Genomic DNA, 25,700 nt, shown 5'->3' with positions numbered 1-25,700 from the left:
GCCGGCCGGCGTTTCAGCCGGCAGGCCTCCCCGGAGAAGCCGAACCCCAGTCCTGGCTGGCGGCAAGCTTCTCCATCGCCATCTCGACGAAGGCCGAGACCGCGTGCGGAATGTGGTGGCGGCTGGCATAGGTCACGCTCAGCCCGCGTCCGGCGCGCCTGTACTGCGGCAGCACGCGCACCAGCCGGCCGGCGGCCAGGTCGGAGGCCACCACGATCGACGGCAGCGCCGCGATGCCCAGGCCGGCGCATGCGGCCTTGCGCCGCACGTCCTCCATGTTGCTCACGAAGCGGCCGCGCACCTGCACGTCGTGCTCCACGCCTTCGGCGTCCAGCAGGAGCCAGGTCGACAGGCGGCCGGTGTCCGGCGGCGGCGTCACGCAATGGTGTTCGCCCAGCTCCTCCAGGCTGGCAGGCTGACCGTGCGCAGCCACGTAGCCGGGGCTCGCGAAGAGGCCGCCGTAGCTGGCGAATATCCTGCGTGTCGCGCCGCTCGCATCCCGCAGCGGGCCACCGCGGAAAGCCACATCGACGCGCTCCGCGATCATGTCGGCCACCGCGTCGCTGAGGACGAAGTCGAGCCGCACGTGCGGGTTCGCAGAGAGAAAGGCGGACACCCACTCGATCGGGAAGAAGTCGAAGAAATTGGCCGGGGCGGCCACCCGCACCAGGCCCCTCGGCTCCTGGCCTCCGGCGAGCTGCAGCTTGCCGGCACCCATGAGCTCCTCGACCGCGGGCAGGCAGCGGTCGAGAAAGCCCTGGCCCGCGCTGGTCAGCGCCAGCTTGCGGGTCGAGCGCTGCAGCAGGCGGGTGCCCAGGTGCGCCTCCAGCTGCCGCACTCGACGGCTCAGGGTGGCGGAAGGCATGCGCAGGTGCCTCGCGGCTTCGGCAAAACTGCCCAGCCGCGCCACCTGCACGAACATGGCGACTTCGTTGAGATCCAGCACCGGGAATTGCCTGCCGCTTTCTCAGAAGTCCATCAGCTTGTCGACTTCCTGCGTCTTGCGGCGCGCGAGCGCGAGGTTGGCGCGCTGCTTGTCGAGCACCACGTAGAGGAAGAGCCCTTCCTTCACCGACGAGGGCCGAAGGATGTGGTACTGCCTGCCGAGCGTGATGAGCATGTCCTCGATCACGTCGCTCAGGCCCAGCGCACGCATGGTCTTGAGCTTGGCGCGCACCACTTCCGTGTTGCCGGCCGCGGCGATCTCCATGTCCACGCCCGACCCTGCGCTGCCGAGGATCATGCCGCTGCCGGCGTCGACGACGGCCGCGCACATGGCGCCGTCGATGGTGAGGATGTCTTCGAGCGTCTGCTTGATGGAAGCCAAGTTTCTCTCCAGGGAAATCGTTGAAGTTGAATGAAGGGATTGCTGCGTACGGGAAGAGACCCGCGCGCCACGCAGACGCGCGCGGGGGAATCGGTGGTCACACCTCGGCGAGGGTCCTGGCGAGCTGGGCGGCGCGGTACGCCACCATCGCGGGCACGGCGCTGTCTCGCGCCAGCACGTTGATCACGAGATCGGCATCGCGGCGATGAACGCTGTGGAACACCGCGAAGCCAGAGTCCGTGAGCACCATCACGCTCTCGCGGCGGCCGAGGCGAGCCTCCTGCGAGACCACGTCGCCGATCGCCACGATGGAACTGCCCATGGCGGCCACGCGCGCCGGGTCCGTGTCGCTGACGCAGGCGGAGGCGACGTCGAAGCCGTCCGCCGTGGCGACCACCACCGCCGTCACCCCGGTCAGCTCTTCGACCAGCTTTCGCACTTCGCGCTGCGCGTGCGCCGTGGCAGTCTTTGACAGGCCGTGTGTGGAACTCACGCTTCGTCTCCCCGCATGTCGGCTTCGAGTTGCATGAGCAGCGTGTCGATGAGCAGAAGCACGTCGCTCCTGCGGCGCACGTCCACGTCGAGAATCGGAAACACCCGGCCGGAGGATGCGAGCCGCTCGGCGTAGTCGTCGAGGGTGGGCACGGGATGGGAGTGCATCCGCCCCACGCCCACGACGCAGGGCAGCGTCCGCAGGTGCTCGGCGAATGCGTCCAGGTACATGGACAGGTCGGCCAGCGGATCGGCCCGCGAGTTGTCCATCAGCACGATCAGGCCCAGCGCGTTGCGCGCGAGGATCTTCCAGAGAAAGTCGAAGCGGGCCTGCCCCGGCGTGCCGAACAGGCGGACGATGTCGCCGTTGTCCAGCGTGAGCTGGCCGTAGTCCAGCCCGACGGTGGTGCGGGCCTTGTCGATGGACGCGTCGGAATTGCGCACGTCGGTCACGACGGGCGCGACCTCGCTCACGAGGCCGATGGCCGTCGTCTTGCCAGCACCGACGGTGCCCGTGACGAGGATCTTGTGCTCCCTCATGGCACGCGCAGGCCCAGCCGGCGGCGGATGCCATCGATGAAGCTGCGCGCGATATCGCGACTGCGCAGCGCCTTGTCGCTCCGGGGCGCGACAGGCGGCAGCGGCTGCGCCACGTGCAGCTCCAGCACGCCGGCCCGGCGCAGTTCGAGCAGGAAGGCCACGCACTGCGAGAAAGGAAGCTGGCTGATGTCCGACAGCTCGCTCGCGTTCAACGCGCGGCGCGACAGCAGGCTCGCCATGCGGATGTTGTCGGGGTCGTTGCGAAGCAGCATGGACGGCGGCCAGCGGCGCAGCATGAAGCGCTCCGCGTCGGAGACCTCGACTTCCAGCGCCGTCTGCTCGTGCAGCATGAGGCCGCCGGGCTGCGCCTCGCGCAACGCCTGCTCGATGCTGCAAAGCCACTGCTGCAGCCTGTCGGCGCGGATCGGCCGCTCCATGGTGCCGGGCTGCCAGCCCGCGTTCATGCGCGTGAGCCTGAGCACGGCCGCGGCCATGCTGCCGACCACCCCGGGATATTCATGCTCCGCCGAGGAGCCGTCGACCAGCAGCGCGTCGTAGGGCGGCGCATCGACCAGCTGCCAGGCAAAGCCGGGCTGGCCCGCCGAGAGCCGCATGATCGTGCGGATCAGGGCCACCTCTGCCATGGGCAGCTTGTGGACGCCGAGCCTCAGCATGGCAAGTTCCCTTCTGCCCGGCGCATCTCAGTTCATCGTCGGTACTTCGCGCCAGTTCAGCAGGCGCAGCGAGATGCCGCTTGTGAGGTCTGCATCGACCTTCTTCGTCTCGCCCTTGGTGGTGCCCGCGACGATGCGGGTGGTGCCGTCCACGCTGACGAATCGCAGATCGATGACTGAATTGGAAACGCTCAAGAAACCGGAGTTCGCGGGCAGCAGTACCGATCTGCCGGTTCCGTAGTTGACGGCGTAGACCCGGCTCTGCCCGGAAGGGCTGCAGGCATCACCCGTCGTCAGCAAGCTGGAGAAGCCCACGACGCCGTTGAAGGCAATGGGGTTGATCACCATGCGCCAGCCCACGCCGCCGCTGGCGCCAAGATCCAGGTACCAGCCCTTGGAAGTGTTCGACAGGGTGATGCCCGCTGTCACGTCGCTCACCTGAGTGAGTTGGCTGCGCGTGACGGGCGCACTCACGGTGCTGAAGGCACCCGCCGTGCCGTCGAGGATGGCGTAGAAGGTCTGTGCCGCTGTCGAGTTCACATCGGAGGAATCGAGCAGCTTGCCGGTGCCCAGCAGCACGAAGCGCTTTCGCGAGACGGGGTGTATCTCGATCAGCGGTGCAGTAGTGACGGGCTGAGCGTTGGTAGAAGCGTCGGTCAGCGTGGCCAGCAGGGTCGGTGCCGGATAGGAACCGGTGCTGCCCTTGTCGGCCGTAAGGTCGAAGCGCCAGAGCTGGCCATCCAGGTCTCCCGCGTACACCGAGTCGGTCGTGTTGTCCCCGAAATCCGCCACGTAGGCCGAGGCCTGCGTCAGCCCGTTGGAAGAAGTCGGTGTGGCGATCTTCTCCAGCAGCGCGCCAGTCTTAGGGTTGACGATGTAAAGGTAGCCCTTGCCATCGCTGTTGTTGTAGCCAGAGGTGAGCATCACGACCCAGCCGTACTTCCTGGTCTTCACCACGATGGGCGTGCCATAGCTGTAGCCCATGGTGCTGTCCGTGAACTCCCACTTCACCTTGGCTGCGACTGCGGCCTCGGTGCTCATGCCGGCGGGGTCGGTCACGTCGATGGCGTAGTAGCTCTTGCCGCCCTTGCCCAGCCCGCCGATGAGAAGCGAGTGCCAGTCCGCGTTCTTGCCATCGCTGGTGGTCGTGAACGCGCCTCCGGCGGCACCGAGGTCGACGTCGAAAGCCAGCGGTGTCGCGTCCACGTAATAGTGGTGAACGTAGCTGGGGTTGCCAAGCTGTGCAAGGCCGTCGACCTGCGGCGTACCGCTGGGCCCCTGGAAGAGCGCACTGGGCACGTAGGCGAACTGCTCCGTCCCGGCCGTGCTCCCGGCGAGTGCGCCGTTGAACGCGTGCAACATGCCGTCGTTGGCACCCACGTAGACCATGGTGGAGCGCGCGTTCCACTTCGTCTTGAAAGCTGCGTAGCCGGGATTGCTGTTCTCTGCATAGGTGGAGGAAGGCGGGCCGACCGGCGTCACTTTGGCGTTGACGATGTCGCCCAGCAGCAAGGTCCGGCTGCGCAGTGCCTTGCTGCTGCCGGAGGCAGTCGAGGTGCTCTCGTTGGTGCGGTCGCCCCGCAGGTAGTTGAGATAGTCGGTGGCGGTATTGCTCTTCGCGTAGGAAGGTGCCAGCGCAGCCAGCTGCGCGCTGGTCACGCTGGAGGCGCGGAACGCCACGCCCTGGGTTCCGTTCCAGGTGACCACGCGCCGGGCGGTGTCCCAGCCGCTGCTGGCGAGTTGCGCCTCGAGCGTGGTGCTGCTGGTCCACGCAGTTGCGGTGGACGGCGTTCCATCGCTAGCGAAGCTGAGGGTGCTTGCCGTAAGCACCCCTGTCCATCCCTTGGAGTCGTACTGCGACGCGTACGAGGCGCTGCCGGTGGATGACACCTGCGCACTGGAAAGGGAGAACGAGGTGGTGAACGCCTGGATGGCATTGGCGATGTCGGTGAAGGCGGCTTTCAGGCCGCTCACCATCTGCCCCGCATTGCCCGCAAGGAAGTAGTTGTCGGGCCTCAGGTGAGTGCTGCCGTTCATGTTGATGCTGTCACCCGAGGTGTTCCACCAGCTCTGCGTCAGCGCCGTCTTGGTGTTGGCGGGGTCGTAGTTCGAAGGAACGCTGAAACCGCCGTACTTGGCTGCCAGGTAGTAAGGATTGAGGTTCTCGGCCCGCTGGTATTCCATGACGTCCATCCAATAGGTGGAGATGTTCTGGACGCCCGCCAGGTCTGGGCGGATATCGTTGACATGCACGCCATAGGCAAGGCCCGCGATGTAGTAGGTCGAGTCGGTGCCGCCTACCCGCCACCACGGCGTGGGCGTGGAGAAGCCTTCCAGGGTCTGCAGGTTCTTTGTCCAGGTGTCGGCCTTGTTGAAGGTGTCCGACGCGACGGCCGACGGAGCGGCTCGCCCGCTCATCGTGATCGAGCTGCCGCCCACGTTGTAGTCGTAGTGGGTATGGTCGTCGCCGATGCCCAGGATGAAGTTCTTCTGGCACGAATAGGCGATCGGGTCCTTGCCGCTCCAGTCGATGACGGCAGGAAAGCCATCGAGCTTGGCGCCCCTGCCCGCCACGCCGGTGGCGACCGAATTGGTCCACTCCGGCACGTTGCCCAGGTTTTCGAAGTAGCGCACCGTCGCGTAATAGAGCTCACTGACGTTGTCGTACGTCATGTAGGTCTTGGCCGCCTGCCCGAACTTGTTCAGGTAGTTCATCACCCCGCTCTGCGAAACCCCGCTCGCGGTGGCGGAGGCGGTGTCGGGGTTGGTGTTCATGATGCCGGTGGCCGCATCCCACTCGCCGCGCGTGTTGGTAACGACAGAGGTGGAGAGAGGCTGCGGGTAAGTCGGTCCGATGAAGCCCATGGGCGCGCGCATCACACCGCCCTGCTGGGTGATGCCGCCAGCATTCAGATACGAAAAGGCGCCGTAGCGGATCTTGTTCGCGTTCTGCTGCAGCAAGCCTTCGGGTTTGTAGTTGGTTCCGTACCTGACGCAGTTGGCTTCGACGCCGCCAGCGGTCGAGGAGGAGTCGCAGACCTTCACACGCACGTAGACCTGGTAGACGGACTTGGCGCTGCCGTTCTTGTTCGCGGAACCGAGATCGCTGAGATCGGTAGCAGCGCCCGTGGAGTCGCCCGTGCTGGTGAACGCCATGGCGTTACCGCGCGACCAGATGCTCGAATTGAACTTGCTCCAGTTGCTGAAAGGCGTGACGGACGACACCAGCGACGTGGGCAGTCTGTGCCCGGAGTTCTGGTCGGTACCGCGCAGGGGGAAGTTGCTCAGCCCGCCCTGTGCCGAGCCCCAGGCTTTTTCGAGAATGGTCAGAGTGGTGGTGTCGACGCTGCGGTACCCGCCCGACAGCGCCCAGCGGAACGGGTCGATGGTCTGCATCGTGGCCCAGTTCATGAAGTTGCCGCTCCATTGGCCCGAGCAGCTGTGCTTGTTGGTGCCGGTGGCGGCGCCCGCTGGCTGGAAGTAGCTGTCCGAGGCTGGATTGCCCGAGACGGCCGGCGCTACGTACTGGTACGTGTAGCACTTCTTCGGATCGAAATAGCCGAGGTACTCGGAAGCGTCGGCATAGTCGCCGAGATTGGCCACGCTGATCGCGGTGGGATATTCCACAGACAACGCAAGCGCCAGGTTGCCCGGTACGTCGGATGTCGCAAACACCGGCTGATCCGCCAGCTTGGAAGCGGCCGCTGCGGCCGTGCCATGCCAGGCAAGCGATGTCAGGAAGAGCGCAAGCACGGGGAGAGTCGTACGACGAAGAGCGCGTGTCATGGCAATGCGGTACTTGTTTCTCAATCTGGCTTGGTGAAGGTCGATTGCAGGAACACCTGCGTATCGCGCGGGCCGCTGACCCGCATGCTCAGTCGGTAGACGGTGGCCGTCGGCGGAGGCGGAGGCGGCACGGGGCTCGCGGTGCCGCCGCCAGGCGCCGCGGAAGACTGAACGCAATTGGTGCTGGTGGCCGCACCGCTGGCGGTGCAGAGGCGGTCGATCACGTAGCGGATGCTCACCTGCGCGGTGCTGTCCACGATGTCGTTGGTCGTCTTGCCCAACGCGGCGAAGGCGGTGTCGTCCAGCAACGCGGTCGGCATGCCTTGTGCGTTGGTGTCGAGCTTGCTTGCCTTGAAGTTCTCCGCCGGCACGTCTGCCGTCGCGGTGGCCAGCGTGCCGCCGGTGGCGAACTTGGCGAGCACGGTCGAAACCGCCCTCTCGCCCTGGTTGACAAGGTCGCGCCTGAAGGCCAGGTTGCCGGCCGATGTCAGCGAAGTTTGCATGGAACGCACGACTGCGACGCCTCCCGCAAGCAGGATCACGAGGACGATGAGGCAGAAGAGCAGTACCACGCCGCGCTCACGCTTCGCCAGTCTTCCAGGCACGGACAGATTCTTCATGGCAGCAGCAGCATGTTTCGCAACGGAACCGTGAAATCGACAACCCTGTAGCGGTAGTTCAGGTCGTCCGTGCCGGTCAGCTTGACGGTCTGCGCGAGCGACTTCTTCGATGCGTCCACGGCGTCGGAAAACAACGTGATCGAGCTGGCAGAGACGGTGTCACGCTCCTTGCTCGCGCTGCGCAACACAAGCGCGATACGCACCGCCACGATCTGCCTGATGGTGGCGGTAGTGGCCATGACGGTGGCGATGTCATAGCCGGTTGCCCCAGGATCGGCCCACGCATCAAGGATGCCATCGCCGTTGGTATCCAGGCCGTAGAGGGCGTGCATCTCGATCACGCCATCGGCGAGCGCCTGCGCACTTGTGATACCTCCGATCTGCAGCAGGTCGTAGCCGTAGAGCGTGCGGTTGTCCCCCACGCCGAAGAACTGGAACTCCACGTTGCCATTTGCAGGGTTGCCCAGCGGAGTGACGTAGGTCGAGGTGCTGGCCGCAAGGCCTTGCAACGAAGTGCTCTTGCCAGCGGTGTAGTAGGTACCACCGAGCGTGAGCACCTTGGCCGAGGTGCCCGAGACCTGCTCGATCAGGCAGTCCGCGGTGCCGTTCTGGCTCACCAGCACGAGATCACCGGTGGAAATGCCGACTGTGTTGTCCATTGAAAGCGTGGTGGCACTGCCAGGGTCGGTGAGACCGCGCGGCACGCCGCCGGCCACCGCATCACCACCCATCACCACGAGCACGTCGGAGCCTGCGTCGGACTGATTTTTTGCAATGAGTACCGGTGCGACGCGCAGTTCGTTCGCTGACTTGAAGTTCTTCGCAAAGGGAGCGGGAAAGGCGCTGGCCGGCAGCAGAGAGGCCGCGTTCAGCTTGCAGCCGAACACGCCTCGATCCGTCGGCAGGGTGGACTGGGCCAGGCTCGATCCGGCACTGCGTACCGCCCGATCTAGCAAGTAAGCGGCGTATGCGCCGGCTTGGTCCATGTCGTTGGTCGAGGTGGTGGTGCGCCTCTTTCCTTCCCCGATCGTGATCACGCTCGTGACGGCCAGCGTCACAATCAGCCCGATGGCCATGGCCACCAGCAGTTCTATCAGCGAGAGACCGCGCTGCCGCACCGGCAACGGCCTGGAGAAGGCAGGCCTCATGGCAGCGTCACCCGAGTGATGAAAGTGCTGCTTTGCTCGGTGCCCGCGCGCGAGGGTGCCTTCCAGGTGATGACGATATCGGCGCTGTTGGCGCCCGCTGACTTCACGGCGATGGCGCCATTCGGCAGCCCCCCCTGGTCCGGCGCGCTCGCGCGTTTCTGCCAGGGCGATCCGGCGCTTGTGTCCACGGCGGAGACGGACTTGGCCAGCCACATCGCGCTGGCGGCATCGCTGGCGAGCAAGGCAGCGCGATTGCGGTCTTCGGCATCGGTCGACAACGTGATGGCACGCGCCTGCAAGCCGACGAGGCCGAGCACGCCGAACGAGAAGATCAGGATCGAGACCAGCACCTCCAGCAGCGCGAAACCCTGCTGCGGCAGGTTCCCCCGCATGGAGCAGCGAGTAAAAGCAGGAAGTCTGTTCTTCTTCATGGGCAGCCGTCGGGAGAATCGCTGAGCTTGCGGGCCGGGTCGCACATGCGGATCTGGCCGCCGAGCGTCAATAGCACCCGCAAGGGGCGGTCTGCGCCCGGAGACAGGAAGACGTCGTAGGTCTGTACAGGGTGATCCGTATCGCAGCTCGCGCCGTTCACGCCGGTATCGGTGTTCGCAACCACGCGGCCCATGGAGTTGAAGCAAACGGCAGCGGGGCCCGTGATCTGCACGCCTGAGGCCACATCGGAAAGCACGCCGGACTGCACGAACGCACTCTTCGCGTCCAGGCTCGACTTGGAGACGTTGATCGACCAGCCGCTGCCGTTGGCGGCGGCCGTGAGGCTGGTCTGAGGTGCTGCGCTGTTGGTCAACGAGAACACCATAGGCCGGCTGCGGCGCAGTGCCTCCGACTGGGCGAAGCGCAGCCCGTTCTGCAGGGAGTCTCCTACGGTACGCACCTTGTTGTTGTTGACCCAGGTGGTGAACGCGGGCATCGCCAGCATCGCGAGGATGCTCAGCAGCACGATCGTCACCATCAGCTCGATGAGAGTGAAGCCCGCTGGCAAGCGAGCGTTCACGCGGGACACACCTGCCCCCTCCGCGTGACCCAGGCCGTAGCGCAACCTGTCCATCCCGACACGCCCGTTATCGTGGTCGCCTGTACACCGAGTTGGTTCACCGTGAACGTGAATCCGGCGGTCGGTCCGCTACCCACGGCCTGAAGCGTATAGCTCGTCGAATCCGAGGCTGCGCACGACAGCGTGAAGTAGCCGGCAACGTTGCTCTTGCTGCAGGGAGGAACGAATGCACCGGTCTTGAGGTAGGTGCGGTTGTCCTGGTAGAAGCGCTCCATGTCGGCGCGCAGAGCCGCGAGGCCATTGGTGCCGTCGACCAGTTGGCCGCGCAGCACGTAGTCGCGATAACTGGGCAGTGCGACTGCCGCGAGGATGGCAACGATGGCCACTGTGACCATGACCTCGATGAGCGTGAAGCCGCCGTCCTTCACTCGGCGCACAAGCTCCCCGCTTTCCGACCGTTCCGCCGCCCTCAACGACCTTGTCCGCATCCGCTTTCCTCCGTGGACCAAGAAATTCATTCAACCCCGAACCCAGGGAACTCATGAAAATGAATGAATTGGTCCTGCGTTCGAAAGCTCTTCCAATTCAGAAAACCCATGTATGCCCGCATGAACGAGCGAATTGGATTCGCCGATGCACAAGCCTTAAGCCCGATGGCAGGTGACAATTGTTTACTGTTGTGTGGCTTTCTACTAGCGATCTGGATGAGATTCAGCCGCTCAACTTTCGAACCAATTGACGAGCGAGATCACATCGAGCGCACCAAAACAAGGCGAGGCACGCCAATTTGGTTCATCGCTGCGCTATCTCGAATTGCGCATGGATTTAGCGATATTGATCGGACGCAGTGGGAACTGGCGTCCACTCCTGCAGACTGAGCTTTTCGACCGCCATGTCCACGAACGCCGTGACCGCCAGCGGCCGTTGCTGGCGGCTCGGGTAGACCACGCTCATGCCTCGCCCTGCCCGCATGTATTGGGGCAGCACGGGCACCAGCCGGCCCGACGCCAGTTCGGCCGCGGTCAGGATCGCCGGCAAGGCGACGATGCCCAGTCCTGCGCAGGCTGCCTCGCGCAGTGCGACGTGGGTGTTGCTGCTGAAGCGGCCGCGCACACGCACGTCTTCCTCGGAGCCGTCGGGACCCTGCAGGCGCCAGGTGGCGAAGCTGCCGGTGGCCGGCGGCTGCGTCACGCATTCGTGCTCGCTCAGTTCGCGAAGGTCGCGCGGCACGCCGTTCGCCGCGATGTAGGCGGGGCTGGCAAGGAGGCCCCCGTAGCTCGTGAAGATCCGGCGCGCCACGTAGCTCGAATCTTCGAGCGCTCCGATGTGGAACGCCACGTCGATGCGGTCGGCGATGAGGTCGGCCGGCAGGTCGCTGAGCACGAAGTCGATCTGCACCAGCGGGTGCGCAGCCATGAAGGCCGACACCCAGCTCATGTCGAAATACTCGAAGAAGCTGGCCGAAGCGGCCACCCGGATCGCGCCGCTGGGCTCCTTGTTGACCGCCACATGCGACTGCCCGGCCTCGATCAGTTCCTCGACCGCCGGGCCGCAGCGTTCGTGGAATGTCTGGCCGGCGCTCGTCAGCGTGAGCTTGCGGGTCGAGCGCTGCATCAGGCGCGTGCCCAGGCGCGCCTCGAGCTGCTGGATGCGCCGGCTCACCGTGGCCGAGGGCACTCGCAGGTGCCGCGCGGCCTCCGCGAAGCTGCCCAGGCGCGCCACCTGGACAAACATGGCGACTTCGTTCAGATCGAGCAAGGGATTCCTTCCTTGAATGACTGCTGCAAAAGGCTTGGGGTCCAACAATTCCACTATTGCTATCGATCGATATTCAAATTGCGATCAATACGGCGCGAATAGCGGTGCGATATGCCGACCCTGCGCGCAAGCGCGGCGGCGAATACTGAGCAACAACTGACTTTCCGCAATTGGCGGACGTCTTAATGGATAAATTCCGCGAGTCTCAATGACATTGCGGCAATATTCATTGCCCGGCAGTTTATAAATATCAACAAACGATTGATCTAATCCATCACCCACCATCGAGGTCGGTTGGCCCGCAAGACCTCGCGTTCGGATTTCCAATGCAAGCTTTCCCCGATGCCCAGGCGCTGCGCGCGCCGCGCTCCCTGGACGACCTGCTCCTTTACCGCCTCTCCCGTGCCATGCGCGCGGGCAGTGGCATGGCGACGCGCCTCGTCGAAGGCGGCTTCGGCATCACGCACCGCGAGTGGGGAATGATCGGCATGCTCGCGCAGATCGGAGAGATCACCTCCTCCGCGTTCGCCGAGCGCCTGCACCTCGACCGCGTGCGCACCTCGCGCGGCCTGCGCAGCCTGGCAGAGAAGAAGCTGGTGGAGCGCCGGCGCGATGCCGACGACGGCCGCGAAGTGCACGTGCGGCTGAGCGCCGCGGGCCGGGAACTGTGCGACTCGGTGTTCCCGCGGATCGCGCGCCTCAACATGGACCTGCTCGAAGCCATCGACGAGGAACACCTCGACGTCTTCCTCACATGCCTGCGCCGGCTCGAACTGCGCGGCAAGGAACTGAGTGCGCTGGGCGTGGTGCCCGAGAAGGCCGACCGCCGCTCCGGGGGCACGCGCCACAGGTGGCCGGGCCGCAGCGCCTGAGCGGGCCCGAAGCGCGATCGTTGGGAGATCGTCGGAAATTTGACAGTTCCGGCGCTGACCGGTGCCTACCATCCGGCACCACATGAACACCGACACCAGGAATGACCATCCGGCCCGGCGCACCCGGCGCGCCCTGCTGACCGGCGGAGCGCTGCTCGCGGGCGCGGCGGCCGCGGGTGCCAGCTACGTCCTCACCCACGCCGACCAGCCCATCGCCATGGCCGACTTCACCGACCTTCCCCGCGCCATGCGCACCCTCGAACGCCTGCGCACCACACCGCTGCACACCCGCTCCGGCTGGGACCTGGCCCAGGTGCTGCACCACAGCGCGCAGAGCGTCGAGTACTCGCTGGACGGTTTTCCGCAGCTCAAGCCCGCGTGGTTCCGCGCCTCGCTGGGCCGCACGGCGTTCGCGGTGTTCTCGGCGCGCGGAAAGATGAGCCACGGGCTCGAAGAGCCCATCCCCGGCGCACCGGCGATCGCCTCAGGCCAGCCCCTCGATGCGGCCGTGGACCACCTGATGAGCGCGCTGGGCCGCTTCGAGCGGCACCGCTCGGCGCTCGCACCGCACTTCGCCTACGGCGCGCTCGGCAAGCCGGAGTACACCCGAGCGCATCTCATGCACCTGGCCAATCACTGGGAGCTGGTGGACGCCGGCTGAGGCGCGGAGTGTCGCGGCGCGCAGGTGATCCTCGTCGTGGCAACGCCTTGCGCTCCTTGATGGCGTGCCTGCCCCTTGGCTTTGCCTGCCGGAGGCGTCGTTCACGCACCGGCGGGTATTCTCGGCTCCTCGAAGACCCGACGGAGACAAGGCGGTGGACATCTACATGGAACAAGGCGGCGAAGGCCCCGACCTGCTTCTGATGCTGCACGGCATGGGCGCGACCGGCGCGGTGTGGTCGCCTCTGTGCGCGGACATGCGCACCGGCGCAAGCGCCGCCTGGCAAGGCCGCTGGCTGGCGCCGGACCTGCCCGGCCACGGCCGCTCCGCCGCCCAGGATTCCTATGCCATCGGCCAGCACGCCGCGAGCGTGGCGCGCGCGGTGTTGCCGCACATCCAGCCCGGCGGACGCCTCGTGGTGCTCGGGCATTCGCTGGGCGGCGTGGTCGCCCTTGCGCTCGCCACCGGCTGGTTCGGCCTGATGCCTCAACGCGTGTTCGCGGCCGGCATCAAGATCGCGTGGAGCGACGAGGAGCTTCGCCGCATGGAGGCGCTGGCGCTGCAGCCCGCGAAGCTGTTCGCGACGCAAGCGGAGGCGCAGGAGCGCTACCTGAAGGTGTCCGGCCTCGCGGCGGTGGCCGGCGCGGCATCACCGGTGGCTGCGCGAGGTGTCGCCCGAGAAGGCGAGAGCTGGCGCCTGGCGATGGATCCGCGCGCCAATGCGGTCGGCAAGCCGCCGCTGTCCGAACTGATGTCGCTGGCGCGCTGCCCCGTCCATCTCGCCCGCGGCGGCGACGATGCGATGGTGACGCTGGCGCAGACCCGCTCTCTCGATCCCGACGCCATGGACCTCGGTGCGCACGGCCACAACGTGATGGTCGAGGGACCCGACAAGATCCGCGACTGGATGGCCTCTTTCGCCTGAGGCAGGCGCCAGGCGACAGGCGGCCGGAGCGCCGCTTTCCTTCTTCGCTTCCTCAGCGCTGCGCTTCGATCCGGCGGATCGTTATCGCGACCTCGGCCGCCTCGGCGGCACGCGCCCTCAACTGCCCGCACCCGCCGTCGATGTCCTGCCCCGCCGACTGCCGCAGCTTCGTGAGAATGCCGCGCTCGTGCAGCGTGCGGGCGATCTGCTTGCAGCGCTCCCACGACGGACGGTTGAACGCCACGCCATCCACGGCGTTGAAGGGAATCATGTTCAGCACGCCCCACTTGCCAGAGAGCAGCCGCACGATGCCGTCGATCTCGTCCTGCCCGTCGTTCACGCCTTCGAGCAGCGTCCACTGGTACTGGATCGGGTACCCGCTGGCACGCGCATAGCGTTCGCCAGCCTCGACCAGCTCCTCGGGCGTCATGCCGGGCGCGCGCGGAAGCAGCTTCCTGCGCAGCTCGGCCTTGGTGGTGTGCAGCGAGAGCGCCAGCGCGGGCCTCACGCGCTCCTTGGCGAGTCGCTCGAACACGCGCGGATCGCCCACCGTGGAGAACACCAGGTTCTTGTAGCCGACGTTGCCCACGGTGCCGAGCAGCTCGATGGCTTCGAGCACGTTGTCCATGTTGTGCGCCGGCTCGCCCATGCCCATGAACACCACCTTGCGCACCGGCCTGCGCATGCGCGCGAGCGCGACCTGGGCAATGATCTCGGCGCTTCCGACCTGGCGCAGCAGGCCGTCGCGGCCCGTCATGCAGAACTGGCAGCCGACCGCGCAGCCCACCTGCGACGAGACGCAGAGCCCATCGCGCGGCAGCAGCACGCTTTCGACGGTCTGGCCGTCGGCGAGGGCCACCAGCAGCCTCTCAGAGCCATCGGCACCCGGATGCGCCGCGACCACGCGCGCCAGCCCCGCCAGCTCGGCCTCGATGGCAGGCAGCGCCTCCATCAGCGGCGCGGGAAAGAAGCTCGCGGGCAGGCGCCTGCCGCTGTTCCTGGGCAGGGCGTGGGACCACAGCCGCAGGATGCGCTGTTCGTGGCTGGGGCCGGCTCCGGCTTTTCGCAGCCGCTCTTTCAGTTCGTGGATTCGCATGCGCCCTCTGGGGCTGGAGGCTCTGCGCGCATGCCGGGCGTACCGGGTGCGCTGCGGGGTGGTCGACAAGCCCCGGATTGTGCACCTCTAGAACAGGCTGCCCTGCCCCGCAGCCCCCGGCGGCCGGAACGCGGAAAGATCGAGCGGGATGCGCTCGCGGTTGTAGCCCAGGCGGTTCGCGGCCTTCTGGAAACGCTGGTGGATCAGGTCGGCCCACAGGCCCGAGCCCTTCATGCGGGTGGCGAAGTCGGCGTCGTAGTCCTTGCCGCCGCGCATCTCGCGGATGCGCGCCATGATGCGGTCGGCGCGCTGCGGGTAGTGCAGCGCCAGCCACTCCTTGAAGAGCGGCGCCACCTCCCAGGGCAGCCGCACCACCGTATAGAAGGCGCTGCGCGCGCCCGCCTCCCAGGCGGCCTCGAGTACCTGCTCCATGTCTTCGGTGACGAAGGGAATCTGCGGCGCCACGCTCACTCCCACCGGCACGCCGGCCTCGGTGAGCGCGCGGATGGTGCGCAGCCGGCGGTGCGGTGCGGCCGCGCGGGGCTCCAGCTTGCGGGCGAGGTCGCCGTCGAGCGTGGTCACGGTGACGTACACGGCCGCCAGATGGTCGGCCGCCATGGGCGCGATCAGGTCGAGGTCGCGCTCGACGGCGCTCGACTTGGTGACCAGCGCGAACGGATGCCGCGCCTCGCTCAGCAGCTCGATCACCGAGCGCGTGAGCCGCAGCTCGCGCTCGATGGGCTGGTAGCAGTCGGTGGCGGTGCCGATGGCGATGTAGTTCGGGCGATAGCTGCGGCGCCCGAGTTCGGCGCGCAGCACCTCGACGATGTTGCGCTTGGCGATCAGCTTGGTCTCGAAGTCGAGGCCGGGCGACAGGTTGAGGTAGCTGTGGGTCGGACGCGCGAAGCAGTAGATGCAGCCGTGCTCGCATCCCCGGTACGGGTTGATCGAGCGGTCGAAGTAGATGTCGGGCGAGTCGTTCTCGTTGAGCGCCGACTTCACGTCCTCGAAGCGCACCTCGGTGGCGATGGGCTGGAGCTCCTCGGCTTCGGCCGCGCCTTCCTCCAGCGTGCCCCAGCCGTCGTCGAAGGCGTTGCGCTCGTCCTTGGAGAAGCGGTGCGCGATGTGCGTGGCCGCGCCGCGGCCCTTGATGGCGTGGATGGGAATGAAGGCGGCTGGCATGGTCGGCGATTCCTTGGCAACTCGATTAACTGTTTATTCATACAGTATTCCACCGATTCACCGTCGCTGCCGAATTTTTAATTTCTGTCTTGACAGAAATTTCGAGAATCCTAAACTCGGCGCCATGGAACTCACCGACATCCAACGCAAGTTCGTCCTGCACTGGGGCGAAATGGGCTCGCTGTGGGGCGTGAACCGCACCGTCTCGCAGATCCATGCCCTGCTCTTCGCCCACGGCAAGCCCATGAACGCCGAAGAGCTGTGCGAAACCCTCGGCGTGGCCCGCTCCAACATCAGCAACAGCTTGAAGGAGCTGCAGGCCTGGAACCTGGTCCGCGTGACCCACACACTGGGCGACCGGCGCGACTACTTCGAGACCAGCGTCGACGTGTGGGAGCTGTTCCGCACCGTCGTTCGCGAGCGCAAGGAGCGCGAGTTCGACCCCACGGTGCGCGTGCTGCGCGAGCTCGTGGCCAGCCCCGACTTCCAGAAAGAGCCCGCCGATGCGCAGGACCGCATCCGCTCGACGCTGGAGCTCATGGAAAAGCTCGCCACCTGGGCCGACGAAATGCTGCGGCTGTCGCCTGGCACGCTCGACAAGGTGCTGACGCTCGGCGCGAGCGTGCAGAAGTTCGTGCGCGGCGATTCGTCGCAAGGCGGCAAGGGCGCGGGCAAGGGCGAAGACCCGGACGCGCACCATGCCAGCCTTCCCATGATCTGAGGTCTCTTTTTTTGCCCGTTAATTTCTGTTTTGACAGAAATATCGATAACAAGGAACAACATGAGCCGCACCGCCGTTCCAGTCCCCCCTCTGACGATCTATTTCGATGCGAGCTGCGCGATCTGCTCCGCCGAAATGGGCGCGCTCAAGGCACGCGACACGGCGGGCCGGCTGAATCTGGTCGACTGCTCGCCAGCCGATTTCACAAGCGGCCCTGCACCGCGCGAGACGCTGATGGCCGCCATCCACGTCGTCGACGCCGAAGGCCGTGTGCACGTCGGCGTGCCGGCGATCCGCATCTGCCGCGCGGCGGTGGGCCTGTCCAGCGGCGGCGTGCTGCTCGACCTGCCGCTGGTCGCGCCGCTGGCCGATCGCGCCTATGCGCTGCTGGCGCGCAACCGCTACCGCATTCCACGCTGGCTGGCCGCGAGGCTGGCGGGGCGCGTCGCGCCGTCCTGCAATGACGGCAACTGCCGCATCTGAAGAAGAAACGACCACCCGAGGGAACCGCCATGCCGACCGTATTCCAGCCCGACTTCCGCCTGCCGCACGAGACTCGCGCGCACAGCCACTCCGAGAACACTCTCACCCCCGAAGACACCCAGGACTACTTCACCGAGGTAGCAACCGACTACAGCGCCTGGAGCCCCAGCTACAACATGCACTTCGGCTTCTGGCGCGCGGGCCTGAACCCGCTGCGCCGCGAAGGCATGCTGGTCGAGATGAACCGCATGGTCGGCCGTGCGCTGCGCATCGACGCCGCACTCTCGGGCGGCGACATCCACCGATGCGTGATCGACATGGGCTGCGGCGCCGGCGCCACCGCGCGCACGCTGGTCGGCGACCATGCGTCGCTCTATGCCGTCACCGTGACCAACGTGGCCGTGCAGAACCGCATCGCCGCGAAGCTCGACGCCGCCGCGGGCGTGGCACACCGCATGGCCCACATCGAGGCCGACTACACCCGCACCGGCCTGCCCGCCGCCCAGGCCGACGGCGCATGGGCGCTCGAAAGCGCCTGCTATGCCGCCGGCACCGACAAGGCCGACTTCGTCCGCGAAGTTGCGCGCCTGCTGAAGCCCGGCGCGCGCCTCGCGGTGGTCGACGGCTTCCTGCTTCGACGCAAGCCCGGCGGCATCGCTGGCTGGCTGCACCGCCTGTGGGCCGACAGCTGGGCCGTGCCCACGCTGGCCGTGCGCGAAGACTTCGTGGCTGCGCTGCATGCCCATGGCTTCGAGGATGTCGAGGTGAAGTCGCTGCGCTGGCGCGTGGCGCCGAGCGCGCTGCACATCCCGGTGCTGGCCACCCGCTTCACGCTGGCCGAGCTCTGGAAGGCACGCGGCAGGCTCAGCCCGTGGCGGCGCAAGCACATCGTGGCGAGCTACTGCGCCCTGGCGCTGGGCATGTTCTGGCGCGACTTCGACTACTGCATCGTCACCGCCACCCGCCGCGCCGACTGAGGGCTCGACAGCAACACAAACAAGACAGACGTACAGACAGAGGAGAAGAGCCTTCCATGCAGAACGACTCCGAAGACAGCAGGCTCGCCGAGCTGCCCCCCAACCAGCCGCAGCCCGCGCCGAACGAAGAAGCACGGCCCAGGCCCGTTCGCGGCATGCCCTTCGGCTGGTTCTGGCCGATGGCCATCGGCGCGGCGGTCGCGCTCGTGCTGCGCCTGTTCTTCAGCAGCGCGCCCGGCAAGCCCTACTCGGCCATGCTGGCTTCCTTCGTTTACTTCGTGCCCGCCGTGTGCGGCGCGGTCACGGTGTACATGGCCGAGCGCATCGAGCGCCGCAGCTGGGGCTACTACATCTGGGCGCCTTGGGTGGCGACCTCGCTCTTCGTCGGCGGCACGCTGCTGGTGTTCATCGAGGGGCTGATCTGCGCCATCGTCATCGTTCCGCTCTTCGCCACCATGGGCAGCGTGGGCGGCCTGGCGATGGGCATCGTGTGCCGCGTCACCAACTGGCCGAAGCAGGCCGTCTACAGCTTCGCGATGCTGCCACTGGTGCTGGGCGCCATCGAGCCCCAACTGCCCAACCCCGACCGCTACTCGGACACCTCGCGCGCACTCTTCATCGCCGCGCCGCCCGAGCGTGTGTGGCACGAGCTCAACGCAGCGCGCGACATCCGCCCCGCCGAAGTCGGCGACGCCTGGGCCTACCGCATCGGCGTGCCGATGCCGGTATCGGGCGTGACCGTCGACACGCCCGAGGGCCGCGTGCGCCAGGTGCGGTGGCAGAAGAACGTCCACTTCGAGGAGGTCATCACCGAGTGGGAGCCCAACCGGCTGCTGAAGTGGCGCTTCCGCTTCTCGCCCGACTCCTTCCCGGCCGGCGCGCTCGACGACCACGTGATGATCGGCGGCCAGTACTTCGATCTGCGCGACGCCACCTACACGCTGACGCCGCGCGACGGCGGCACCGAGCTGCGCGTGGCGGTGTCGTGGCGGCTGAGCACCAGCTTCAACTGGTATGCCGACCGCGTCATGCACCTGCTGCTCAACGATGCTTCGGAGAACATCCTGCGTTTCTACAAGGCGCGCGCCGAAGCCACGGCGACTGCGGCCGTTCGATGACGGTGCAACCCGTCTTCCAGCAGGCGCTCGGCCCCGCGTGGGACCGGCTGGGCGAGGTCATCCGCCGCCACTATGCGATGAGGCCCTTCTCCGACGATCACGTCTGCGTGCGCGGCACCATGGACGAGGTCTGGCACGCGCCCTGGGCCGAGCTGCTGATGCCTTTCGGGCGGCTGTTCGGCGCGCTGGTGCCGCACCAGGGCAAGGAAGTGCCCATCGAGGTGCACTACCGCTGCCGCCCCGACGCCGCCACGCTCCACTGGGACCGCGTCTTCCGCTTCCCCGGCAGGGCGGCCTTCCATTTCCGCTCGCACATGGAACACGATGCGGCACGGGGCAGCGAGGTGATCGAGTACGTGCGCTTCGGCATCGGCATGCGCCTCGCGGTGAGCGCCGAAGAAGGCGCGCTGGTTTTCCGCGACCTGGGCTATGTCTGGCGAGTCGCGGGGCTGCGCGTTCCGCTGCCGCTCGGGCTCTTGCTCGGCACCGCCTATGTCGAGGAGCGGCCCGACCCCGCCGACGCAGACCGCTTCACCATGAAGATGCTGCTGCGCCACCGCTGGCTGGGCGAGGTGTTCCGCTACAGCGGGCGCTTCAGCCTCGGAGCGCGAACGGGATCACAATGAGCGCACCATGCCCCGCCGTCCAGAAAACCTCTACGCCCAGTACCACGCCCACGTCTATTTCGGCCCCGACACGCTCGCGCAGGCCAAGGCCCTCTGCGAACGCGCGGGCCGCGAGCTGATGGTGGTGGTCGGCCGCGTGCACGAGCGGCTTGTGGGCCCCCATCCGCACTGGAGCTGCCAGCTCGCCTTCGACGCCGCCGAGTTCGACCAGGTCATCGGCTGGCTCGAAGCCAACCGCGACGGGCTCGACGTGTTCGTGCACGGCGTGACCGGCGACGACCTCGCCGACCACACGACGCATGCCATGTGGCTGGGCGAGGAAAGCGAGCTCGACCTGCGGATGTTCCGGCGCTAGACCTCTTCCCGCGCCTCTTTCCGAGACTCTTCCCGGGCCTCTTCCTCGATGCCGGCGCCATGCACCTTGAAGAAGGTGGCGCCCTCCACCTTTTGCCCGATGGCCTTCTCGTAGGCCGCGCGCACCTCGTCGGGCTGCCCGGCCTGGCCGAAGAAGTCCTTCAGGTACGGCCCCAGCAGCGGATGTGCCGCCAGCTCCTTGCGCGGCAGGCCGTTGATCATCTCGTCGCGGCATGCCGAGGGCAGGAACACATTGCGGTTCTTCTCCGGATCTCGGATCAGCCCCTTGGGCTCGTGCGCCGGATCGGCCTGCACCGCCTCGAGCTCCTCGAAGAAGCGGCGCCGCATCATCACGATGCCCTTGTCGCTCTGCCCCAGCTTCTCGCGCGTGCGGTCGGTGACGGTGCCCTGCCCCACCCACACCACGAAGTCCTGGTTGGCGACGTGGCTGGTGATCCAGCGGCCCGTCGCCGGGTCCTTGATCGGTCCGTACCACGACGGGATTCGCTCCTGCACGTAGGGCTCCTGCTCACTGGGCACGCGGCTCAGCACCCACAGCACGCTCAGCGTGTTGTGGTCGTCGATGGGCACGCGCCATTCGAAGTGATGGCCCAGGAAGAAGCCGTTGGGCCACAGCGTGACGCGGCCGGTGGTCCACATCACGTTGTCCTCGCGCTCGCCGCCGCGCAGGCGCTTGTAGACGAAGCCGTGCTCGAACTCCTCGAAGGCCAGCTTCAGGTGCGTGGGCACGTACGGCCCTTCGTCGCCCTGCAGGCGCGTGGTCCAGTTGTTGTGGGTCCACTCGAAGTGCACCGGGTCGATGGAGTTCTCCTGGCACTGGAACCAGTTGCAGGGGATCTCGGCGAACACCGCCTGCGCGAAGCCGTTCGCGCAGTTGAAGAGCTCCCAGTCGGGCAAAAGAGGCGCGGGCTGCGGGCCCATGTACGCCCACAGCAGGCCGGCCTTCTCCTGCACCGGGTAGGCCTTGATCCTCGTGTTCCTGCGCATGCGTGCGCCGGGGTCCAGCGTTTCCTCGAAGGGCTGGTGCACGCACTGGCCGCTCTGGTCGTACTGCCAGCCGTGGTAGCTGCAGCGCAGGCCGCACTGCTCGACGTAGCCGTAGGACATGTCGGCGTTGCGGTGCGGGCAGCGGCGGTCGACCAGGCCGTAGTTGCCGCTCAGGTCCTTGTAGAGCACCAGGTCCTCGCCCAGGATGCGAAGCGGCTTCACCGCCTTGTCGTCGAACTCGCTGGCGCCCGCGATCGGGTGCCAGTAGCGGCGCAGGTAGTCGCCCATCGGCTTGCCGGGGCCCACTTCGGTCAGCAGGCGGTTCTTTTCTTCGCTCAACATGCGCAGTCTCCTTGTTCCGTGTCGCTTGTCTTCTTCAGTCGGCGCGGATGCCGAACTCGCGCACCAGCCTGCCGAAGCGCTGGTCGTCGTCTGAAATCTGCTGCGCCAGCACCGCGGGCGCGCCGCCCACGGGTTCGATGCCGAGCGCGGCCATCCTTGCCTGCACATCGGGCATCTTCAGGATCTCGTTGAAGTGCCTGTTGATCGCCTGCACGACGTCCGGCGGCATCGACTTCGGGCCGAGCAGGCCCATCCATGCGCTCACGTCCACGTCCTTGAAGCCCAGCTCGATGAAGGTGGGCACCTCGGGCATCAGCTTCGTGCGCTGGCGCTCCGCCACGCCGAGCGGCACCAGCTTGCCCGCCGCGATGTGGCTCGCCACCGCGCCCGGCGTGATCCAGCCCACGGCGACATGGCCGCCGAGCACGTCGTTGACCACCGGCGCCACGCCGCGGTACGGCGCGTGCGTGGCTGCGATGCCCGCGTCCTTGTTGAAGAGCTCGCCCGCGATGTGCATCGGCGACCCCGCGCCCGGCGTACCGTAGCTCAGCGCCTTGCCCGCCTTCGCGCCGGCCACGAGCTGCGCGACGCTGCGGATGCCTGTCACCGGCGCGGTCACCAGCAGCAGCGGGATGTTGCCGGTCTTGACGATGGGGGTGAAGTCCTTCACCACGTCGTGCGCCACGCCGGGGCCGGCCTTCAGCACATGCTGCGCGATGGGAAAGGTGCTGGGCGTGAACAGCAGCGTGTAGCCGTCGGCCGGCGCCTTCGCGACCCAGGCGTTGCCGATCATCCCGCTCGCGCCGGGCCGGTTGTCGATCAGCACCGGCTGGCCGGTACGCTGCGACAGCTTCTCGGCATAGGTGCGCGCAATGGCGTCGGTGTCGCCGCCGGCCGGATAGGCGACGACGATGGTGATCGGCTTCGACGGCCAGGACTGCGCCATGGCCGCGGTCACGGCGCATAGCGAAAGAACGGCTGCTGCAGCGGCTCGGGCCGCGTTTCGCGGGTGAAACAACATGCTCTTTTCCTTCTCGGTGGGACGACGTTGGTGTCGTCCGCACTGTAGGAACGGGGCCGCGAAGCCAGAAGATATAGTTTCACTCAGTGAACCTTTTCCGGAGACCGGCATGTCGGACACCACCGGCGCGCAGAGCGTGAAATCCATCGATGCATTGCGCCGCGGGCTCGATGTGATGCTGGCCATCCAGCGCTCCTCGGCCGTGACGCTGCAGGAGTTGCACCGGCAGACGGGCCTGTCGAAGGCCACGCTGCTGCGCATCCTCAAGACGCTGCAGCAGGCGGGCTGGGCCGAGCGCAGCGAACACGACCGGCGCTACGTGCCCACTTCGGCCACGGGTCAGTCGGGGGCTGTGGCGGCGTGGCGCACGCGCCTGTCGGCACTGGCGGCGCCCGCGCGCGCCACGCTGCAGCGCGTGGTGCCATGGCCCATCGACCTGGGCGTGCGCGACGGCACGGCCATGCTCATCCTCGACACCGACAGGCCGCGCAACGGGCTGGCGGTCAACTACCGTGCGCTGGGCTTCCGCCCGCCGATGCTGCTGTCCTCGCTGGGGCGCTGCTATCTCTCGTTCTGCCCGGAAGACGAGCGCCGGGAGATCCTCTCCGCGCTGGCGCGTTCGCCCAACGACTTCGACCGCAGCGCGCGGCGCCCCGAGAACATCCGCCGCATGGTGGCGCATGCGCGCGACCTCGGCTACGTGGCGCGCGACCCGACCTCGACCAGCATGGATTCGCCCGACCGCTTCGGCGCGATCTCGGTGCCGCTGCGCCAGGGCGAGCGGGTGTTGGGCTGCCTCAGCTGCGCCTGGCTGCCGGCGGTGAAGAGCGAGCGGGAGATCGTGTCGGCCCACCTGGGCGACCTGCAGCAGGCCGCGCAGAACATCGAGCGCAGGCTAGCGCAGGCGGGCTTCGGGCCGCCGCCGGCAAGTCCATGAGGCGCGCCGCTCAGAACTCCGCGTCGAGCTCGTCGATCTCGTCGGGTTCCTGCTTCGCGGCCGCCACCCATTCCTTCATGGCGGGCAGCTCCATCACCCGCTTGCAGTACGCGGCGCAGACGCTGTCGAGCGCCACGTCGTAGCTCAGGAAGCGCGTGACCACCGGCGCGTACATCGCGTCGGCCATGCCGGGCTGGGAGCCGAAGAGAAAGGGGCCGCCATAGGCCTTGAGGCACTCGCGCCAGATGGCAACGATGCGGTCGATGTCGGCCTGCGCGCGCGACCACACCTTGAAGTTCTTGAAATGGGCCTTGATGTTCATCGGCAGCGCGCCGCGCATCGAGGCGAAGCCCGAATGCATCTCGCCGCAGATGGCCCTGCAATGGGCGCGGGCGGCGACATCGGCGGGCAGCAGGCCGGCCTTGGGCTTGATCTCGTTGAGGTATTCGCCGATGGCCAGCGTGTCCCACACCTTCACGCTGCCGTGCTGCAGCGAGGGCACCAGCATCGACGAAGACAGCAGCAGCATCTCGGCCTTCATTGCCGGGTCGTCGGGCGGAATCACCTTCTCGCTGAAGTCCAGCCCCGCCAGCCTGCACATCAGCCAGCCGCGCAGCGCCCAGGCGCCGTAGTTCTTGCTGCTGATGGTGAGTACGGGTTTGGCCATCTCGGAGCTCTCCTTGGGCGTTGCGCCTTTGGCTTTGCCGTGCAAGCCCCATGCCATGCGGCTGGCCCGCAACTTGCCTGCGCGAGGTTCATGCTGTACCGGGCCTACCAGAACCAAGCCGACCTGCTCTCCCCGGCACGGCTCGCGGCGCAGTACCTGGCCAAGGCGCTGTGGAAGGAAGGCACCGAGCGCACCATGATGCGGCGCATGGCGGCCCAGTTCGAGGTGTTCTCGCGCATGCGACTGACCCACACCCGGCCCGACTACGGCATCCGCAGCGTGGTGTCCGACGGCACCGAGGTGGCCGTGCACGAGGAGAAAACCCTCGTCTCCCCCTTCGGCACCCTGCTGCACTTCCGCAAGGACACCGATGCGGTGCATCCGCCCGTGCTGCTGGCCGCACCGTTGTCGGGCCATTTCGCCACGCTGCTGCGCGAAACGGTGCGCACTCTGCTGCGCGACCACGACGTCTACCTGACCGACTGGCACAACGCGCGCGACGTGCCGCTGTGGCACGGCGGCTTCGGGCTGGACGACTACACGCTGCAGCTCATCCGCTTCCTGGAGGCCGTCGGCCCTGGCGTGCACATGGTGGCCGTCTGCCAGCCCTGCGTGGCCGCGCTGGCCGCCACCGCGCTGATGGCCGAGGACGGCAACCCCGCCACGCCCCGCAGCCTGACGCTGATGGCGGGCCCGGTCGACTGCCGCATCAACCCCACGGCGGTGAACAAACTCGCGACCGACCGCCCCATCGACTGGTTCCGGCGCAACCTCATCAGCCACGTGCCATGGCCGCACGCCGGCATGATGCGGCGCGTGTACCCCGGCTTCCTGCAGCTGTCGGCTTTCATGAGCATGAACCCCGAGCGGCACAAGAAGCAGTTCGAGGACATGTACACCCACCTGGTCGAAGGCGACATCGAGAAGGCCCGCACCATCGGCACCTTCTACGACGAGTACCTGGCCGTGAACGACCTGCCGGCCGAGTTCTACCTGGAGACGGTGGAGCGCGTGTTCCAGACCTACGACCTGCCGCTGGGCAAACTCACCGTGGGCGAGCGAACCGTGAACCCGGCCGCCATCCGCCGCACCGCGCTGCTCACCGTGGAAGGCGAGCGCGACGACATCTGCTCCGTGGGCCAGACCGTCGCGGCGCAAGACCTCTGCACCGGCATCCGGCCCTACATGAAGGCGCATCACCTTCAGGCCGGCGTGGGGCACTACGGGGTTTTCAGCGGCAGCAAGTGGAACGCGCAGATCTATCCGCGCGTGCGCGAGACGATCCATGCAGCAGCCGAGTTGAGCGGCTGAGAGAGAAGAACAATCTGGCAAGGGCCGTGAGGCCTTTGTTTG

Annotated in this window: 28 protein-coding genes; 11 read left to right on the top strand and 17 right to left on the bottom strand. The window is 67.0% G+C overall.

The window, feature by feature from the left end; all coding sequences use genetic code 11:
- Positions 1–13: 13 nt before the first annotated feature.
- The 12 genes from FHY06_RS29185 to FHY06_RS29130 all read right to left on the bottom strand — a co-directional run bounded on the left by FHY06_RS29185 (position 14) and on the right by FHY06_RS29130 (position 11,357).
- Positions 14–946, bottom strand: coding sequence for a LysR family transcriptional regulator (locus FHY06_RS29185; RefSeq protein ID WP_019655790.1), 933 nt, complete (start codon positions 944–946; stop codon positions 14–16).
- 21 nt (positions 947–967) lie between these two features.
- A complete protein-coding gene (locus FHY06_RS29180) occupies positions 968–1,327 on the bottom strand; it encodes a hypothetical protein (RefSeq protein WP_126185041.1) in 360 nt (119 codons plus the stop codon).
- Positions 1,328–1,424: 97 nt separating this feature from the next.
- Positions 1,425–1,820, bottom strand: coding sequence for a roadblock/LC7 domain-containing protein (locus FHY06_RS29175; protein WP_019655788.1), 396 nt, complete (start codon positions 1,818–1,820; stop codon positions 1,425–1,427).
- A complete protein-coding gene (locus FHY06_RS29170) occupies positions 1,817–2,359 on the bottom strand; it encodes a GTP-binding protein (protein WP_132751731.1) in 543 nt (180 codons plus the stop codon). The genes FHY06_RS29175 and FHY06_RS29170 overlap by 4 nt, the downstream gene beginning before the upstream one ends.
- Entirely contained in the window at positions 2,356–3,033 is a 678-nt protein-coding gene (locus tag FHY06_RS29165; protein ID WP_184607182.1) for a hypothetical protein, read from the bottom strand. Before FHY06_RS29165 ends, FHY06_RS29170 begins: the two co-directional genes overlap by 4 nt.
- Positions 3,034–3,060: 27 nt before the next feature.
- Entirely contained in the window at positions 3,061–6,708 is a 3,648-nt protein-coding gene (locus FHY06_RS35110) for a pilus assembly protein (RefSeq protein WP_221404433.1), read from the bottom strand.
- 131 nt (positions 6,709–6,839) lie between these two features.
- Entirely contained in the window at positions 6,840–7,439 is a 600-nt protein-coding gene (locus FHY06_RS29155; RefSeq protein WP_184607180.1) for a pilus assembly PilX family protein, read from the bottom strand.
- Positions 7,436–8,587, bottom strand: coding sequence for a PilW family protein (locus FHY06_RS29150; protein ID WP_184607179.1), 1,152 nt, complete (start codon positions 8,585–8,587; stop codon positions 7,436–7,438). The genes FHY06_RS29155 and FHY06_RS29150 overlap by 4 nt, the downstream gene beginning before the upstream one ends.
- Positions 8,584–9,018, bottom strand: a complete 435-nt coding sequence (gene pilV / locus FHY06_RS29145; protein WP_260310755.1) for a type IV pilus modification protein PilV — start codon at positions 9,016–9,018, stop codon at positions 8,584–8,586. The genes FHY06_RS29150 and pilV overlap by 4 nt, the downstream gene beginning before the upstream one ends.
- A complete protein-coding gene (locus FHY06_RS29140) occupies positions 9,015–9,599 on the bottom strand; it encodes a GspH/FimT family pseudopilin (protein ID WP_311733751.1) in 585 nt (194 codons plus the stop codon). The genes pilV and FHY06_RS29140 overlap by 4 nt, the downstream gene beginning before the upstream one ends.
- Positions 9,596–10,027 carry a type IV pilin protein gene (locus FHY06_RS29135; protein ID WP_311733750.1) on the bottom strand — a complete coding sequence of 144 codons (432 nt, stop codon included), beginning with the start codon at positions 10,025–10,027 and terminating at the stop codon, positions 9,596–9,598. Before FHY06_RS29135 ends, FHY06_RS29140 begins: the two co-directional genes overlap by 4 nt.
- Before the next feature lie 397 nt (positions 10,028–10,424).
- Positions 10,425–11,357: a LysR family transcriptional regulator gene (locus FHY06_RS29130; RefSeq protein WP_184607176.1), complete on the bottom strand. Its 933-nt coding sequence runs from the start codon at positions 11,355–11,357 to the stop codon at positions 10,425–10,427.
- Between the two features lie 326 nt (positions 11,358–11,683).
- On the opposite strand from FHY06_RS29130, the gene FHY06_RS29125 reads away from it, so the two are divergent.
- From FHY06_RS29125 to FHY06_RS29115, 3 genes are all read left to right on the top strand, one after another.
- Positions 11,684–12,229: a MarR family winged helix-turn-helix transcriptional regulator gene (locus FHY06_RS29125; RefSeq protein ID WP_019655783.1), complete on the top strand. Its 546-nt coding sequence runs from the start codon at positions 11,684–11,686 to the stop codon at positions 12,227–12,229.
- An 82-nt stretch (positions 12,230–12,311) separates the two neighbouring features.
- Entirely contained in the window at positions 12,312–12,890 is a 579-nt protein-coding gene (locus tag FHY06_RS29120) for a DUF1569 domain-containing protein (protein WP_184607175.1), read from the top strand.
- Between the two features lie 154 nt (positions 12,891–13,044).
- Positions 13,045–13,815: an alpha/beta fold hydrolase gene (locus FHY06_RS29115; RefSeq protein WP_311733749.1), complete on the top strand. Its 771-nt coding sequence runs from the start codon at positions 13,045–13,047 to the stop codon at positions 13,813–13,815.
- Between the two features lie 52 nt (positions 13,816–13,867).
- Here the strand turns inward: FHY06_RS29115 and FHY06_RS29110 are convergent, their stop codons facing one another.
- Positions 13,868–14,911, bottom strand: coding sequence for an RNA methyltransferase (locus FHY06_RS29110; protein ID WP_184607174.1), 1,044 nt, complete (start codon positions 14,909–14,911; stop codon positions 13,868–13,870).
- 87 nt (positions 14,912–14,998) lie between these two features.
- Positions 14,999–16,093, bottom strand: coding sequence for a PA0069 family radical SAM protein (locus FHY06_RS29105; RefSeq protein WP_126185049.1), 1,095 nt, complete (start codon positions 16,091–16,093; stop codon positions 14,999–15,001).
- A gap of 124 nt (positions 16,094–16,217) precedes the next feature.
- Here FHY06_RS29105 and FHY06_RS29100 point away from each other — a divergent pair, with 124 nt between their 5' ends.
- From FHY06_RS29100 to FHY06_RS29075, 6 genes are read left to right on the top strand one after another with little or no spacing between them, the layout of a single operon-like run.
- The gene (locus FHY06_RS29100) at positions 16,218–16,814 is read left to right on the top strand and encodes a GbsR/MarR family transcriptional regulator (RefSeq protein ID WP_184607173.1); all 597 of its coding nucleotides are present in this window, start codon (positions 16,218–16,220) and stop codon (positions 16,812–16,814) included.
- A 60-nt stretch (positions 16,815–16,874) separates the two neighbouring features.
- Positions 16,875–17,297 (top strand): thiol-disulfide oxidoreductase DCC family protein, encoded by a 423-nt coding sequence (locus FHY06_RS29095; protein WP_019655777.1) that lies wholly within the window; start codon positions 16,875–16,877, stop codon positions 17,295–17,297.
- A 29-nt stretch (positions 17,298–17,326) separates the two neighbouring features.
- Entirely contained in the window at positions 17,327–18,274 is a 948-nt protein-coding gene (locus tag FHY06_RS29090; protein WP_184607172.1) for an SAM-dependent methyltransferase, read from the top strand.
- Between the two features lie 56 nt (positions 18,275–18,330).
- On the top strand, positions 18,331–19,392 hold the full coding sequence (locus FHY06_RS29085; protein WP_184607171.1) for an SRPBCC family protein: 1,062 nt from the start codon (positions 18,331–18,333) through the stop codon (positions 19,390–19,392).
- On the top strand, positions 19,389–20,018 hold the full coding sequence (locus FHY06_RS29080) for a DUF4166 domain-containing protein (RefSeq protein WP_184607170.1): 630 nt from the start codon (positions 19,389–19,391) through the stop codon (positions 20,016–20,018). The genes FHY06_RS29085 and FHY06_RS29080 overlap by 4 nt, the downstream gene beginning before the upstream one ends.
- A 7-nt stretch (positions 20,019–20,025) precedes the next feature.
- Positions 20,026–20,373, top strand: coding sequence for a DOPA 4,5-dioxygenase family protein (locus FHY06_RS29075; protein WP_126185054.1), 348 nt, complete (start codon positions 20,026–20,028; stop codon positions 20,371–20,373).
- On the opposite strand, the gene FHY06_RS29070 is transcribed toward FHY06_RS29075, so the two are convergent.
- Positions 20,370–21,722, bottom strand: coding sequence for a Rieske 2Fe-2S domain-containing protein (locus FHY06_RS29070; RefSeq protein WP_184607169.1), 1,353 nt, complete (start codon positions 21,720–21,722; stop codon positions 20,370–20,372). The two genes, FHY06_RS29075 and FHY06_RS29070, sit on opposite strands and share 4 nt — an antisense overlap.
- Positions 21,723–21,756: 34 nt before the next feature.
- Positions 21,757–22,743 carry a Bug family tripartite tricarboxylate transporter substrate binding protein gene (locus FHY06_RS29065; protein ID WP_184607168.1) on the bottom strand — a complete coding sequence of 329 codons (987 nt, stop codon included), beginning with the start codon at positions 22,741–22,743 and terminating at the stop codon, positions 21,757–21,759.
- 109 nt (positions 22,744–22,852) lie between these two features.
- Between FHY06_RS29065 and FHY06_RS29060 the strand changes: the two genes are divergently transcribed.
- Positions 22,853–23,680, top strand: a complete 828-nt coding sequence (locus FHY06_RS29060) for a helix-turn-helix domain-containing protein (protein ID WP_132751744.1) — start codon at positions 22,853–22,855, stop codon at positions 23,678–23,680.
- Between the two features lie 10 nt (positions 23,681–23,690).
- On the opposite strand, the gene FHY06_RS29055 is transcribed toward FHY06_RS29060, so the two are convergent.
- Positions 23,691–24,347 (bottom strand): glutathione S-transferase, encoded by a 657-nt coding sequence (locus FHY06_RS29055; protein WP_026346511.1) that lies wholly within the window; start codon positions 24,345–24,347, stop codon positions 23,691–23,693.
- Positions 24,348–24,437: 90 nt separating this feature from the next.
- Here FHY06_RS29055 and FHY06_RS29050 point away from each other — a divergent pair, with 90 nt between their 5' ends.
- A complete protein-coding gene (locus tag FHY06_RS29050) occupies positions 24,438–25,658 on the top strand; it encodes a polyhydroxyalkanoate depolymerase (protein ID WP_019655768.1) in 1,221 nt (406 codons plus the stop codon).
- The last annotated feature ends 42 nt before the right edge of the window (positions 25,659–25,700 follow it).

This window comes from Variovorax atrisoli, assembly GCF_014195185.1.
Lineage (GTDB): Bacteria > Pseudomonadota > Gammaproteobacteria > Burkholderiales > Burkholderiaceae_C > Variovorax > Variovorax atrisoli.
The sequence above is the reverse complement of the archived record's forward strand: the minus strand, read 5'-3'. Positions and strand labels throughout refer to the sequence as shown.

Coding starts and splice junctions, on each gene's coding strand:
- FHY06_RS29070 (WP_184607169.1), bottom strand. CDS start 21,722: ATGTTGAGCGAAGAAAAGAACCGCCTGCTGACCGAAGTGGGCCCCGGC.
- pilV (WP_260310755.1), bottom strand. CDS start 9,018: ATGAAGAAGAACAGACTTCCTGCTTTTACTCGCTGCTCCATGCGGGGG.
- FHY06_RS29165 (WP_184607182.1), bottom strand. CDS start 3,033: ATGCTGAGGCTCGGCGTCCACAAGCTGCCCATGGCAGAGGTGGCCCTG.
- FHY06_RS29125 (WP_019655783.1), top strand. CDS start 11,684: ATGCAAGCTTTCCCCGATGCCCAGGCGCTGCGCGCGCCGCGCTCCCTG.
- FHY06_RS29155 (WP_184607180.1), bottom strand. CDS start 7,439: ATGAAGAATCTGTCCGTGCCTGGAAGACTGGCGAAGCGTGAGCGCGGC.
- FHY06_RS29110 (WP_184607174.1), bottom strand. CDS start 14,911: ATGCGAATCCACGAACTGAAAGAGCGGCTGCGAAAAGCCGGAGCCGGC.
- FHY06_RS29120 (WP_184607175.1), top strand. CDS start 12,312: ATGAACACCGACACCAGGAATGACCATCCGGCCCGGCGCACCCGGCGC.
- FHY06_RS29060 (WP_132751744.1), top strand. CDS start 22,853: ATGTCGGACACCACCGGCGCGCAGAGCGTGAAATCCATCGATGCATTG.
- FHY06_RS29170 (WP_132751731.1), bottom strand. CDS start 2,359: ATGAGGGAGCACAAGATCCTCGTCACGGGCACCGTCGGTGCTGGCAAG.
- FHY06_RS29100 (WP_184607173.1), top strand. CDS start 16,218: ATGGAACTCACCGACATCCAACGCAAGTTCGTCCTGCACTGGGGCGAA.
- FHY06_RS29150 (WP_184607179.1), bottom strand. CDS start 8,587: ATGAGGCCTGCCTTCTCCAGGCCGTTGCCGGTGCGGCAGCGCGGTCTC.
- FHY06_RS29105 (WP_126185049.1), bottom strand. CDS start 16,093: ATGCCAGCCGCCTTCATTCCCATCCACGCCATCAAGGGCCGCGGCGCG.
- FHY06_RS29085 (WP_184607171.1), top strand. CDS start 18,331: ATGCAGAACGACTCCGAAGACAGCAGGCTCGCCGAGCTGCCCCCCAAC.
- FHY06_RS29050 (WP_019655768.1), top strand. CDS start 24,438: ATGCTGTACCGGGCCTACCAGAACCAAGCCGACCTGCTCTCCCCGGCA.
- FHY06_RS29055 (WP_026346511.1), bottom strand. CDS start 24,347: ATGGCCAAACCCGTACTCACCATCAGCAGCAAGAACTACGGCGCCTGG.
- FHY06_RS29095 (WP_019655777.1), top strand. CDS start 16,875: ATGAGCCGCACCGCCGTTCCAGTCCCCCCTCTGACGATCTATTTCGAT.
- FHY06_RS29090 (WP_184607172.1), top strand. CDS start 17,327: ATGCCGACCGTATTCCAGCCCGACTTCCGCCTGCCGCACGAGACTCGC.
- FHY06_RS29065 (WP_184607168.1), bottom strand. CDS start 22,743: ATGTTGTTTCACCCGCGAAACGCGGCCCGAGCCGCTGCAGCAGCCGTT.
- FHY06_RS29075 (WP_126185054.1), top strand. CDS start 20,026: ATGCCCCGCCGTCCAGAAAACCTCTACGCCCAGTACCACGCCCACGTC.
- FHY06_RS29080 (WP_184607170.1), top strand. CDS start 19,389: ATGACGGTGCAACCCGTCTTCCAGCAGGCGCTCGGCCCCGCGTGGGAC.